Raw genomic sequence first — 12,576 nt, forward strand, 5'->3', positions numbered from 1 at the left:
CGAAACAAGAAGGCCTGCCGCACCCGCGAACAGGCCTGACCACCAACACGAGTGTCAAGGATCAACCGAAACAGATCCGTCACCCATCAACCGAAGTCCGACAGCCCCTACTCAAAGCCGCTGCGCCGGTGGACTCAACGACACCCGCCGCGTGACCCGCGCCGAACTGCCCCTACTGTCCGTCGCTTCGACTTCGATCACGGCGATGATGGGTTCGCCTCGTTTCAGTGCGCGAGCGGCCTTGCGCTGCGCGACCGGAGGAATCTCGACAGCAAGCGTGGCTTTGCGCAAGGGCGGCAGGTTCAGCATGGCGGGCCGCAGATGCAGTGTCCGGGGTTGGCGCATCCGGCGGGGGACGTCGATCTCGCCGGTGGCGATGACGTCGCAGGGCAGGCCGGCCGAGCGCACTTGCAGAACCACCGAATCGCCAAGTGGCTGATTGCGTTCGCCGCCGAGCCACAGCCGCACGTTCGGCAGCGTCATCCCGCCGACTTCTTCATCGCGACTTAGCCGCGATGCGATGGCAGCGCTGATCAACCTGCTGGTCAGCCCACCTTTGCGACGTGCCACGACGGTAACTTACGCCGGTTGGCAACGCTGCGAAGCCAGAACCGCGACGTCCACCGAGCTGGACATGCCACACAGGCTGATGCCGCAGAATTGGCCTGTGCGGGTGGCGGCGGTGGTGCGGAGAGCGAGTGTCCTCAGCGCTGCCGACCCCGGACGCATCCGGTTGCGCAGCGCGGCGGCGACCACCTTCTCGCTGCTGCTAGCGATCGGCGCGATGCTGGTGTTCACCCGTGCGGCCGGCCAGCCGGTGACGGTCGCGATGCTGGGCGCGGTGGTGGCGATGCAGGCCTCGGCCGCCGTGAAGGACCGAGACCAGCGCAGCCGCAACATCACGACGCTGCTGCTGTTCTTCCCGGCGATCGGCGCCATGGCCTTGGCCGCATTCCTGGTGCCCCACGGGAAGATCGTCGACGTCGGCTTCATCGCTGTGCTCTTCGCCGCGGTGTGGGTGCGGCGGTACGGGCCGCGCGGAAACGCGCTCGGGATGGTCGCCTTCATCTCGTACTTCTTCGTCATGTTCCTGCGGACCCCGGTGCATCAGATTCCGGTGTTGGCAGTGGCCGTTGCGGTGGGCATCGTGTCGTCACTGTTGGTGCACGTGCTGCTGTTTCCCGAACGGCCACGTGTCGAGGCACGTCGCCTCCTGTCTGCGCTGCGCGCCGCGTCGCTCTCGACACTGGATGTCGCCACCCGGCGCGGCGAGGTGAGCGTCGAGGTCGCCCGGCACCAACTCGACCAGCTCGGTGAGACGGCGCTGCTCATCGACGACTGGCTCGATCGGCATGAGGCCGCCAAATCACTGAGCGTCACCAGTAAGGACCTGGCGCTGCGGGTTTTCGAGGCGCAGATCATGCTGGAGCAGGCGGCGTCGTTCCTGTGGTGGCTGGACCAGGACGAGCCGTGGCCCGACGGCCTGGTTGATGCGGTCGCGGCGCTGCGAATCTGCCTGGACAACAACCCCACCGACGAACAATTGCGGCAGGCCCGGCGGACGGGTGCCGCAGCGGCGGACAATGCCGACCTTTCGACCTCGGCGGGCGTCGCGACCGTCACGGCGTACCGGGCGATGCAGGCGCACTTGGCAATTCACCACATCACCACCAACGCCCGCGGCATCAGCGATGAAGATATCGCCGCCGCCGAAACCGACGGCGACGACGACCATGACACGCCGCAGGGACTGAATCCCAGCACCAAGGCCGCGATTCAGGTCGCGGTGGCGACCAGTGCCGCAACGGTTCTGGGCAATCTGATCTCGCCCGATCGCGGATATTGGGCGGTGCTGACTGCCTTCTTGGTGTTCACGGGCGTCTCGACGCGCGGCGAGATCCTTTCGCGTGCCGGTCATCGCATCGTCGGCACCATCGCTGGGGTGGTGGCGGGCGTGCTGCTCGCCGCGGAGATCGGGCGGAATCCGGCGCTGCAGATCGTCGTCCTCGTGGTCTGCGTGTTCTTCGCGTTCTACCTGGCAACCGTCGCCTACTTCTGGCTGACCTTCTTCGTGACGGTCCTGCTGGCGATGTTGTATGGCCTCCTCGGCAATTTCAGTGCCCAGGTGCTCGAGGTGCGCATCGCGGAAACGGCAGTGGGAAGCCTGGTGGGTATCGCGTCCGCGTACTTCGTCTTCTCCACCAAGACCCGCGCCACGTTCGCCGAAAAGGTCACCGATTACCTCGATCAGATGGAGCGGGTGATCGACACCGCGGTGACGGCGGTACTGACCGCCGGCGATGCCGGCGATCTGGTTGTCGACACCCGCCGGATGGACAACTCGTTGAAGGCAGCCATCACTGCCGGCAAACCGCTTCAGATGGGCCCGGTATCGGAACTGCGGCACGGGGTGCGGCGCCTGATGCGCGGGTTGCAGGTCGCGAACCGTTCGGCGCATGCCCTGGCGCGTGCCGGGGTGACCGCGTCGCATGCCGGGCTGCCTCCCGATGGCGCCGACGACGCGTTGCATCAGGCCGCCGCACGCGCCGATGAAGCGATAGCGCGGGTGCGGAGACTGATCGCCGGCGAGGACGTCGGAGCTGAGAAGCGAAGCGACGCAGCCGTATTCGATGTCGGTCTACCGGAGATGCGGCCAGGCCCGGTGCGGGCGTCGGTGCGGGCGCTCAACATGCTGGATCGGGCCCTGACCGAGGTCACCAGCAGGGTCTGAGTCATGCGTCGGGCCTCCGAGAATCGGGGCTGCCGTTTACGCATCTGAAAGCGGGGAATGCCGGTCGATGAGAGGAGTCGATCGATGTCACTGCGAACCCTGGGCAGGCACGCCTCAGCGCACGTCATCCGCTCCGTCGCGATCGAGGCGCCCGACGGGGTACCGCCGGTGGACGCGCTGGAACAGCTGATCGGTGATGCACGAATCGTCCTCATCGGGGAGGCGTCACACGGAACGCATGAGTTCTACGCCGCACGTGCCGCGATCACGCGGTGGCTCATCCGGCAGAAGGGGTTCTGCGCCGTTGCGGCCGAGGCGGATTGGCCGGACTCCTACCGGGTGAACAGGTTCGTTCGTGGACTCGGTGATGATCGGTCCGCGGATCAGGCGCTGAGTGGGTTCGAACGATTTCCGGCCTGGATGTGGCGCAACGTCGTGGTCCGGGATTTCGTCGACTGGCTGCGCCGCTGCAATACCGAATTCGCCGATCGCAGCGGCAGGCCGGCCGGTTTCTACGGCTTGGACCTCTACAGCATGCACCGCTCCATGAGTGAGGTCATCGCGTACCTCGACAAGGTTGATCCGCGAGCCGCGGGGAGGGCCCGCGAGCGCTACGCCTGCTTCGACCATGTCGCGTCGGCCGAAGACGGTCAGGAATACGGCTATGCCGCGGCCTTCGGCGCGGGGAGGACGTGTGAACGCCAGGCGATCGAACAGCTCTTGGATATGCAGCGCAACGCGGCGGATATCGCCAATCAGGACGGCCTGCTCGGTGAGGACGAGGCGTTCTACGCCGAACAGAACGCGCAGGCCGTTCGTGACGCCGAAGAGTATTACCGCACGATGTTCGGTGGCCGGGTTTCGTCATGGAATCTGCGCGACGAACACATGGCCCGCACGTTGAGCGCGTTGCTGGACCACCTGGACCGCGACGGCGCCAAAGACTCAAAAATCGTTGTCTGGGCGCATAATTCGCACGTGGGTGATGCGCGCGCGACGGAGGTGGGTCGTGATGGACAGCTCACGCTCGGCCAGTTGGTCCGGGAACGGTATGGCCGTGAATGCCGGTTGATCGGCTTCAGCACCTATGCGGGCACCGTGACCGCGGCGAGCAAGTGGGGTGGCGTCGCCCAACGCAAGGCGGTCCGGCCTGCACTCAGCGGCAGTGTCGAGGAGCTCTTGCATGCAGTGGGTGGCATGTCATTCTTCGTATCGCCCCTGCTCACTCGCCAAGCCGCCGAACCGCTTTCGGTGGCGCGCCTGAGCCGCGCCATCGGCGTCATCTACCGCCCCGAGACGGAACGGCAGAGCCACTACTACCACGTGCGTGCCGCCGATCAGTACGACGCGATGATCCATATCGACCGGACCCGGGCGCTGGAACCGCTCGAGCCGACCAGCGTCTGGCACGAAGGGGAAACTCCGGAGACGTATCCGAGTGGGCTCTGAACCGCTTGCCTCAGCGTGAGGTCGATGCCGCGCCTACGGGCGGGAGCGGGCGACCGTCAGCCGTGCAGTCCGTTCTTGATGGCCAGGGCCTGTTTCTGGCCGACGTCGAGCACGAAGTCGGACGGCGGGGTGGCGTCCTTGGGTCCGTCGAATTCGAGGGTAACGAACGCGCGGCCTTCGGTGAACAGCACGACGGTCACCGATTTGGAGTCGTCTGGCGAGTTCCCCGACACCGAAATGCCGCCGCTACCAACCTCGATCGGCGTGGGGGTACCGCCGACCACGCTGCCCCCGAGCGTGGCTTTGGCTGCCTCGAGCGCCGCGGTGGCGGCGGCGGGGTCCGGCAGGATCAGGATGGTGTCGCCGACGACGTGGGTGCGGTCGGCGTTGCCGAACGACGTTGCGACACCGGGTTTACCGCCCGGGTCCGGTACGGGCGGGGTTGCGATGAATTCCTCGGGTGCGACGAGGTCGGTCGCCTTGATCAGCAGCGCCGAGTAGTCGACGGGCTGGGCCGGAGTGGAGGCGGTCGTCGACGTGGCGGCGCTCGACGACGTCGCCGACTTCGACGCGGCGGGTGGCGCAGAATCCTTGCTGCATCCGGTGATCGTCACGATCACCGCCGCGCTGACCGCAACCGCGCCGCCGGCCACCCTCATGCGAGAGCTCATCGGTTTCACTCCTCTCCGGCCCCCGCCGTCAGTTCAGCGGACCGTCCGGCATCGGGGCGTTGCAGCGCGCGCGGAAGTCGGCCGCAGGCTGGCGGATACCCTCGATGTCGGTCTTCACCTGCGGGTTCGCATCCATGTACGCGGTGATATCGGTCCGCATCTGATCCCGAGTCTTGCCCTTGAGACCCGTGAAGAACGCATTCACATCGGGGTGCGTGAACAGGTACGACGCGGTTGCGGCGTTCACGCCGGACATCACGTTCGCGAGGTCGCCGGCAGTGCAGTCCGGCGGGTCGGCAATGGCGGTCGTGGCTGTGCCGATGAACGTCGCACCGGCGATCAGGCCGGCACCGATGATGTTGCGGATTCTCATGTTTGGTTGCTCCTCGAGGTTGTCGAAATAAAGGGATCAGCGACGCGGACCGATACCGCCACCGCCGCCGGGGCGCAGCGGCGGGCGCGGGGGCAGGGGCACGATGACGTCCACGCCCCAGCCGTCGTCGCAATACCAGGGATCAGCGCAGTACGACGGGTAGGCCGCGCTGGGCGGCGTGGGGCCGCCGCCACGAACGTCACCCTGTGCGCACACGGTGGCGTATCCGGCGCCGGTGCAGTCGGCCGAGGCCGGCGCTGCCGCACTGAGGCCGATGGGCACAAACGTGAGCGCCAGACCCAGACTCAGGGAGCGCTGCTTCAGTCGCATGGTCTTCTTCCTTCGAACGGCTGGCTCGCGGTGGTCGGCACGGTGCCGGTGCGCGGAACCGGTGTCGGCTGAGCATAATTGGGCGTTGCCGCTCAAGAAGCGGTTGCGCGATTATTGCGTTGTTTAGGCTGTGTTAATCCTTGGTGCGGTTTGCTGAGCGACCGGGCCACAATCGCCGCGCGAAGCATGGCGGCGGTGGTACCGTCCGTCCCGTCGAGTATGCGTGACGAAGGGGTCAATATGAGCGAGAACAGCCAGGATTGGACCAAACCGGCGGCCATGGCGATCCCCAAGGAGGGCTACTTCGAGGAGGTGCGGGGCCGCTACGGCCCGGTGTTCCCGAAGACGCCGGCCTGCTACGGCTTCTCAATCATCGCGAAGGTGAAAGAGGGCCGCGAGGAAACGGTCAGGGCGTACGGCAAGACCATCGAGGAGACCATCAAGGCGAGCCCGGACGCGTTGGCGCCGCTGCGCTTGCACTACCTGCGCTGGAACCTCTTCGACGTGGGCTCGGGTCTGCACTTTCAGTACATGGGCATCTTCGACACCGATTTCGACAAGTACACCGAGGACGCGGTGGCATTGTTCAGCGCGACCGGCATCACGACGGTGTTCACCAATCTCGAAGGCTTCCCCGAGGATTGGAAGACCAACACCGAGGCGTTCATCAAATTCGTCCGGGACCACCAGCAGCCGAGCTTCCTGGAGTACGGCGAGTATCCCTACGTGACGGCAGACGAGATCAAGAAGGCGTTGCGCCTCAAGGCGGCGTTCTCGACGATGCTCGACCAGATGCAATGAGCGACACCCCGTTGGGTGCGGTCCATGCGTATATCGATGCGTTCAACGCAAACGATCCGGATGCGATGTCGGCTGCCTTCGCTCCCGATGGGGCAATCCTCGATGGCATGGCTCCGCACCTGTGGGTGGGTCCGGCCGCGGCGACGGACTGGTATCGCGATGTCGTCGCCGAAGGGGCTCATCTCGGAGCCGCGAACTACCGGGTCACCCTCGGCGACCCGCTGCACGACGAGACTTCCGGCGACAGTGCGTACGTGGTGGCCCCGGCGACCATGACGTTCGACCTCAACGGCGTCCCCGTGACCCAGACGGGAGCGGTGTTCACCGTGGCGCTGCGCCGGCTTCCGGACGGCTGGCGAGTCGCGGCATGGGCTTGGGCGAAGGGGCAGCGCACACCGTGACGGACACTCCCAACCTGGAATTCGACGACATTCAGCACATCCTGCTGACCCGGACCCCTGCGCTCACCGGGCGCTACGAGTTCCTGACGTTCGACACCCCTGAAGGTGGCCGGGCATGGCTGGCAGAGATGCAGGACAAGGTGCAGTCCGCGACCGACGCCAAGGCGACGATGGACGAGTCCGATCGTTGGGTCACGTTGGCGTTCACCTGGAATGGCCTGCGCGCGTTGGGCGTGCCCGAGGAGTTATTGGCGACGTTCCCCGATGCGTTTCGGGAGGGTATGGCATCGCGGGCCGCCATCCTGGGTGACGTCGGGCCCGCGGCACCGGAGCACTGGGTCGGCGGGTTGGCCGGTGATGACCTGCACGCCATCGCAATCCTGTTCTCCCGCACGGACGAACAGAATGCGAAGTCCATCGCGGCGCATGACGACCTACTCGCGCGGACCGACGGCGTGCGCAGCCTGTCGTATCTGGATCTCAATGCCACGCCGCCGTTCAACTACGCCCACGACCACTTCGGATTCCGGGACCGGTTGTCGCAACCGGTCATGAAGGGGTCGGGGGAGGAGCCGACGCCAGGCTCGGGCGACCCGTTGGCGCCCGGGGAGTTCATTCTCGGGTACGACGACGAGAACGGGCCGGTGGTGGATCTGCCTCAGCCCGAGGTGCTTTCGCGCAACGGCAGCTACATGGCGTACCGCAGGCTCGAGGAGCACGTCGCCGTCTTTCGCGAGTACCTGCGCCAGAACGCGGACAGCCCGGAAGGTGAAGAGCTGCTGGCCGCCAAGTTCATGGGCCGGTGGCGCAGCGGCGCCCCGCTGGTGCTGGCTCCGGACAAGGACGACCCCGAGTTGGGCGCGGATCCGATGCGCAACAACGACTTCAACTACAAGGAAGAGGATCCGTTCGGTTACGCGTGTCCGTTGGGGGCGCACGCACGGCGGCTCAATCCGCGCGATACCGCGCACTACATGAATCGCCGCCGGATGATCCGGCGCGGCGCGACGTACGGCCCGGCACTGCCCGACGGAGCACCGGACGACGGTGTCGACCGCGGTATCGCGGCCTTCATCATCTGCGCGGATCTGGTGCGCCAGTTCGAGTTTGCGCAGAACGTCTGGATCAACGACAAGGCGTTCCACGAACTCGGCAACGAGCATGACCCGATCTGCGGTACGCAGGACGGCACGCTCGACTTCACGGTCCCGAAACGGCCGATTCGCAAGGTGCACAAGGGACTTCCGGCCTTCACCACGTTGAAGGGCGGCGGTTATTTCTTCCTGCCGGGTATCGGCGGCATCCGTTATCTGGCGTCGCTGGGGGACTGAGACTTCTCCACGGCCCGGCGTGGGCCATGTTGTGCAGCCACGCGAGCCCATGTTTCGCATCCGACGGTCGGGGAACCCATCCAGTGGCGGCTGGATGGCTCGGCCGTCGCGAAACCACGACCGGAAAGAGGAGCTCATGGGTAAGAGCGGTCCGGAAGAAGCTGCCAAAGGTCTCGTCGAAGGCATCAAAGGCAAGGTGAAGACGTTGCTCGGTGCGCTGATCGGCCGCGACGACCTGTTCCGTGAGGGCCAGGCGCAGCAGGACAAGGGCGAGGCGCAGCGCGACGCGGCGAAGCGGGAAGCCGAGGCGGAATCCGCCCGGGCGGCCGCAAAGGCGGCAGAGGCGCGGGAGCGCGCGAACCAGCAGGATCAGTAGTTGGCGCTACATCGGAGGGGCGCGCGTATGACTTCATTCGGCTACACCTTGATGACTGAACAATGCGGCCCGAAAGAGCTTGTCAGACATGCTGTTCGGGCCGAGGAAGTGGGCTTCGACTTCGAAGTTTGCAGTGACCACTACTCGCCGTGGTTGGTCTCGCAGGGGCATGCGCCGAACGCCTGGGTGGTGCTCGGTGCCGTTGCGCATGCGACCAGCCGGGTGGAGCTCTGTTCCTACGTCACGTGTCCGACGATGCGGTACCACCCGACTGTCGTCGCACAACAGGCGGCGACGGCACAGATTCTGGCGGACGGCCGGTTCCTCCTCGGGCTGGGCACCGGCGAGAACCTCAACGAACACGTGGCGGGTCAGGGCTGGCCGGCCTACGAGCGCCGCCTCGACATGCTGTGCGAGGCGACCAAGATCATCCGCCAGCTCCTCGACGGCGCGGTCGTCAACCACAAGGGTGAGTACTTCCAGGTCGACTCCGCGCGACTGTGGGATCTGCCTGCCGATCCCGTCCCGATCGGCATCTCGATGACAGGGGAGAAGGCGGTCGGGCGGCTGGCTGACTTCGCCGACTTCATGATCGACGTGTCACCTGACAAACCGATCGTCGACCAGTGGATCCATGAGCGTCGGGTGCAGGGCCTGGAGACGACGGGACGCGCGGTGGCGCAGTTGCCGATCTGCTGGGACCGCGATCGCGACAAGGCAGTGGCGCGTGCGCACGAACAGTTCCGGTGGTTCGGCGGTGGCTGGCCGACGAACGCGGAATTGCCCAACCCCAAGGCTTTTGATGCCGCGACGCGGTTCGTGCGACCGGAGGACGTGGCAGAGCAGATTCCCTGTGGCCCGGACATCGACGCCGTCGTTGAGGCCGTCAGCGCCTACCGGGACGCCGGCTTCACCGATATCGCACTCGTGCAGATCGGCGGAGATTCCCAGGACAGCTTCTTCGATGAGGCGGCCCCGGCGCTGTTGGCGGCACTGCGCGCCGACGCCGCCTGACGGGCGTCGTGTCGCGGAGCGCGGCACGGTCTCACGACGATTGCGCGCGACACGCGCACGGCACGCCAACGTGCGCGACATGTGATGCAGCCGTATCCAAAATGTGACGCGTGTAGACCAGTGTGATCAGAGTGGCCGGAGGGCAGTCAGGCCATTCAGTTCGTGGTTGGGAGCGTCCAATGATGTCTACAGCTCGCAAGGTGGAACGCATCGTCGCGCAGGTCACCGCCGCCGTCACCCGTCGTCCGTCCGACGACCAGGCCTACCGGGCCGAGATGGAGCGCTTGGTCACCGAGCAGGAACTCGCGATGCTGACCAGCAGGTAGTTCTCCTGGCCGTCAGCGGAAGACGCTGAGCAGCGTCCGGCACAGGAACGGCAGGTTCGACAGCGGGATGAACTGCACGAGAGTGCGGCACACGTTGGGCGCTTGAGCCTGTCCAGCCGCGCTACCGCATACCGGCCATGCGCCGATTCCCTGTGTCTTCATGACATTTCGGGCCACGCGGATCTGTTCTCCGCGGCTGGCCGCCGCCGGTGAGCCGGTGCCGCCGTTGGCGGTCCAGGTGCCGGGGCTGAATTGGAGCCCGCCGTAGTAGCCGTTGCCGGTATTGGCCGACCAGTTGCCCCCCGATTCGCACTGGGCGATGGCGTCCCAGTTGGGTTCGGCGTTTGCCTCGGAGATCGCCAACGACAGTTGGGAGATCGCGAGGACGCCGGAGATGGCGACCGCACGAACAAATAGGTGCCCGCTCATACCCACCTCGATCCTGTTGTGCGAACGGCCTGATTCCGCTCGCAAAAATGGTTCGCAATTGACGCATGGTGCTGTCTATACAGACGTTAAACCTGATAATCAGCTGTGCTAATGGGGTAATTGTTATTCTTCGAGTAATTTTAGTGTTTCTGCATATTTCTGATGCAGAAGCGACGGCGCTGACTGTTGTTACTGGGCGTGTCGCTGCAGGTCAGTGAGTTGTTACGTGAGTAGTGTTTACCGTGTGGTTATAGGCACTACTGGGGCCTGTGATTCTTTTGTTATTAGTGATTCAATCGCGCTCAGTGATGCAATTGTTATTGAAGTGATCTGAGTTACTAATCCACATTAGAGTTTCCTATGTGACAGCTGTGACTGCTGTTACTAGAGTGAATTGGACCGTCTGGCATTCGTTCGGAATGGTCCTGGCGTCCCGAATCGGCCGGGCGCAAACTGGTCACAAGGCGGAAACCGGCATGGCGACGAATGCCCGAGCAATGACGAGTGCAATGAACGCGATGAACAAGACAGCGCGGCTGGCCGCCGGACTGTCGGCGGCTCTCTGTGCCGGATTCCTCACGGCGCCGACCGCGACCGCCGACCAGCCGGCCACCTGCCAGAGCCGGCACGTCGACGGCGTCGAGGAGGACGTCTGCGTCGGCATTCCGGGACAGGCCGGCGGCGCCAACCCGCGCGACCTCTTTCCGGGCGTCGTGCCCGAGCTGTATTTCGGCGTGGGGATCGGCTAGCCCGAAGCTCACGAGCCTCATGCGGTCAGCACAGCCGGCGCACAGCTACCGCCACCATCATCGAATTCTGTGACGACGACGCTCCTTGCCGACGCCTCCGGCGGCCCCGCCGCCCCGACTCTTCCGCCCGTTGTCGCCCCCAATCACCACGGACTGTCCCTGCTCTACGGCTGGCTGCCGGTGACCATCCAGGTGATCGCCGCGATCGTGCTGCTCGTCGCCATCGGCTGGCGGGGCCGGCGGTGGCGCTACCTGTGGCTGCCGGTCTGCGCCATTCTCGGCATCGCGGCCGCCGCATGGGCGAACTGGTTCACCACATCGCAAGGCCTGGCGGGGAACCCGGCGCCGCCGGCCCTGTGGATCTGGGTGGGCCTGTCGGGCCTGGCGCTGGGCGTGCTGATACTCGGCTGGCGCGGCACCCCGTGGTGGCGCCGCGGCGTCGCGGTCCTCGCCGTGCCGCTGTGTGTGCTCAGTACCGGCGTTGCCCTCAACGACTGGGTCGGCTACTTCCCGACGGTGCAGACCGCGTGGGGCGAGCTCACCGCCGGCCCGTTGACCGACGAGACCGAGATGTCCAGCGTCACCTCGATGAAGGCCGCCGGTGTCGTCCCGTCGCACGGCGCGGTGGTCGAGGTGGACATCCCGGACACCGCATCGGGCTTCAAACACCGCACCGAGATCGTCTACCTGCCGCCGGCATGGTTCGCGCGCAACACCCCGCCGCTGCCGGCTGTGATGATGGTCGCCGGCGAGTTCAACACCCCGGCGGACTGGCTGCGCATCGGCAACGTCGCCAGCCTCTTCGACAACTTCGCCGCGACCCACGGCGGCAACGCGCCGGTGTTCGTCTTCGTGGACGCGGGCGGTTCGTTCAACAACGACACCGAGTGCGTCAACGGCCCGCGCGGCAACGTCGCCGACCACCTCACCAAGGACGTCCCGCCCTATATGGAATCGACGTTCGGCGTCAGCGCCACACCCGCCAACTGGGGCGTCGTGGGCTGGTCCATGGGCGGCACCTGCGCGGTGGACCTCTCGGTGATGCACCCCGAGCAGTTCGGCACGTTCGTGGACATCGCCGGGGACATGGGACCCAACGCGGGTACCAAGGAGCAGACCATCGCCCGGCTCTACGGCGGCAGTGAAGCTCAGTGGGCGGCGTTCGATCCGCGCACGGTGATGGCCAAACACGGTCCTTATCAAGGTGTTTCGGGCTGGTTCGCCATCTCGTCGGATGCCCCGACGCAGTGGAAGGGCGCCAAGGCACACCCCGATGCCATCGGCCTCGGCGGCCGCGACGGCGCCGGCAACCCGGGCGACCAGACCGAGGCCGGGAAGACGCTGTGTGCCCAGGGGCGTCAGCTGGGCATCGACTGCGCCGTCGTGGCGCAGCCGGGCAAGCACGACTGGCCGTTCGCGGTGACGGCGTTCCAGACCAGCCTGCCGTGGCTGGCGGGACGCGTCGGCACTCCCGGTGTGCCGGTGACCGGGTTCCCGGCGGGATCGACGACCCCCGCACCGCCCGCCGGCCCGGCCGCGACGATCGCGGCCGGAACAAACCCGGGCAAGTAGACGTCGAATGTAACGCCGAGCCC

The 12,576-nt window shown here is 66.0% G+C and carries 14 protein-coding genes and 1 pseudogene; 10 read left to right on the top strand and 5 right to left on the bottom strand.

Annotation, left to right across the window (positions count from 1 at the left end):
• Nucleotides 1-111: 111 nt before the first annotated feature.
• Complete coding sequence (locus ACJH6H_RS12425) at nucleotides 112-483, bottom strand: hypothetical protein (protein WP_406774965.1); 372 nt, start codon at nucleotides 481-483, stop codon at nucleotides 112-114.
• Between the two features lie 166 nt (nucleotides 484-649).
• Here ACJH6H_RS12425 and ACJH6H_RS12430 point away from each other — a divergent pair, with 166 nt between their 5' ends.
• Entirely contained in the window at nucleotides 650-2,731 is a 2,082-nt protein-coding gene (locus ACJH6H_RS12430) for an FUSC family protein (protein ID WP_406775018.1), read from the top strand.
• Between the two features lie 117 nt (nucleotides 2,732-2,848).
• Nucleotides 2,849-4,180, top strand: a pseudogene (locus ACJH6H_RS12435) (erythromycin esterase family protein); the annotation flags it as partial.
• A gap of 56 nt (nucleotides 4,181-4,236) precedes the next feature.
• Here the strand turns inward: ACJH6H_RS12435 and ACJH6H_RS12440 are convergent.
• From ACJH6H_RS12440 to ACJH6H_RS12450, 3 genes are read right to left on the bottom strand one after another with little or no spacing between them, the layout of a single operon-like run.
• On the bottom strand, nucleotides 4,237-4,851 hold the full coding sequence (locus ACJH6H_RS12440; protein ID WP_244872610.1) for a hypothetical protein: 615 nt from the start codon (nucleotides 4,849-4,851) through the stop codon (nucleotides 4,237-4,239).
• 28 nt (nucleotides 4,852-4,879) lie between these two features.
• Nucleotides 4,880-5,224: a heme-binding protein gene (locus ACJH6H_RS12445; RefSeq protein WP_212812209.1), complete on the bottom strand. Its 345-nt coding sequence runs from the start codon at nucleotides 5,222-5,224 to the stop codon at nucleotides 4,880-4,882.
• A 36-nt stretch (nucleotides 5,225-5,260) separates the two neighbouring features.
• Nucleotides 5,261-5,554: a hypothetical protein gene (locus ACJH6H_RS12450; RefSeq protein WP_064860199.1), complete on the bottom strand. Its 294-nt coding sequence runs from the start codon at nucleotides 5,552-5,554 to the stop codon at nucleotides 5,261-5,263.
• A gap of 240 nt (nucleotides 5,555-5,794) precedes the next feature.
• Here ACJH6H_RS12450 and ACJH6H_RS12455 point away from each other — a divergent pair, with 240 nt between their 5' ends.
• The 6 genes from ACJH6H_RS12455 (at nucleotide 5,795) to ACJH6H_RS12480 (ending at nucleotide 9,803) form a co-directional block, all read left to right on the top strand.
• Complete coding sequence (locus ACJH6H_RS12455; protein ID WP_212812208.1) at nucleotides 5,795-6,355, top strand: hypothetical protein; 561 nt, start codon at nucleotides 5,795-5,797, stop codon at nucleotides 6,353-6,355.
• Complete coding sequence (locus ACJH6H_RS12460; protein ID WP_406774966.1) at nucleotides 6,352-6,756, top strand: YybH family protein; 405 nt, start codon at nucleotides 6,352-6,354, stop codon at nucleotides 6,754-6,756. Before ACJH6H_RS12455 ends, ACJH6H_RS12460 begins: the two co-directional genes overlap by 4 nt.
• Entirely contained in the window at nucleotides 6,723-8,087 is a 1,365-nt protein-coding gene (locus tag ACJH6H_RS12465; RefSeq protein ID WP_406774967.1) for a Dyp-type peroxidase, read from the top strand. The genes ACJH6H_RS12460 and ACJH6H_RS12465 overlap by 34 nt, the downstream gene beginning before the upstream one ends.
• A 136-nt stretch (nucleotides 8,088-8,223) precedes the next feature.
• The gene (locus ACJH6H_RS12470) at nucleotides 8,224-8,463 is read left to right on the top strand and encodes a CsbD family protein (RefSeq protein WP_318985278.1); all 240 of its coding nucleotides are present in this window, start codon (nucleotides 8,224-8,226) and stop codon (nucleotides 8,461-8,463) included.
• A gap of 27 nt (nucleotides 8,464-8,490) precedes the next feature.
• Nucleotides 8,491-9,477: a TIGR03557 family F420-dependent LLM class oxidoreductase gene (locus ACJH6H_RS12475; RefSeq protein WP_212812204.1), complete on the top strand. Its 987-nt coding sequence runs from the start codon at nucleotides 8,491-8,493 to the stop codon at nucleotides 9,475-9,477.
• A 179-nt stretch (nucleotides 9,478-9,656) separates the two neighbouring features.
• Nucleotides 9,657-9,803, top strand: coding sequence for a hypothetical protein (locus tag ACJH6H_RS12480; protein ID WP_212812203.1), 147 nt, complete (start codon nucleotides 9,657-9,659; stop codon nucleotides 9,801-9,803).
• 12 nt (nucleotides 9,804-9,815) lie between these two features.
• On the opposite strand, the gene ACJH6H_RS12485 is transcribed toward ACJH6H_RS12480, so the two are convergent.
• Entirely contained in the window at nucleotides 9,816-10,232 is a 417-nt protein-coding gene (locus ACJH6H_RS12485) for a transglycosylase family protein (protein ID WP_020104397.1), read from the bottom strand.
• Between the two features lie 518 nt (nucleotides 10,233-10,750).
• Between ACJH6H_RS12485 and ACJH6H_RS12490 the strand changes: the two genes are divergently transcribed.
• Both ACJH6H_RS12490 and ACJH6H_RS12495 read left to right on the top strand, forming a co-directional pair.
• Nucleotides 10,751-10,981 carry a hypothetical protein gene (locus ACJH6H_RS12490; protein ID WP_212812202.1) on the top strand — a complete coding sequence of 77 codons (231 nt, stop codon included), beginning with the start codon at nucleotides 10,751-10,753 and terminating at the stop codon, nucleotides 10,979-10,981.
• 69 nt (nucleotides 10,982-11,050) lie between these two features.
• Entirely contained in the window at nucleotides 11,051-12,553 is a 1,503-nt protein-coding gene (locus ACJH6H_RS12495) for an alpha/beta hydrolase family protein (protein WP_212812201.1), read from the top strand.
• The last annotated feature ends 23 nt before the right edge of the window (nucleotides 12,554-12,576 follow it).

The sequence above is a fragment of the Mycobacterium sp. SMC-21 genome (assembly GCF_045310825.1).
In the GTDB taxonomy this organism is placed as follows: Bacteria; Actinomycetota; Actinomycetes; order Mycobacteriales; family Mycobacteriaceae; genus Mycobacterium.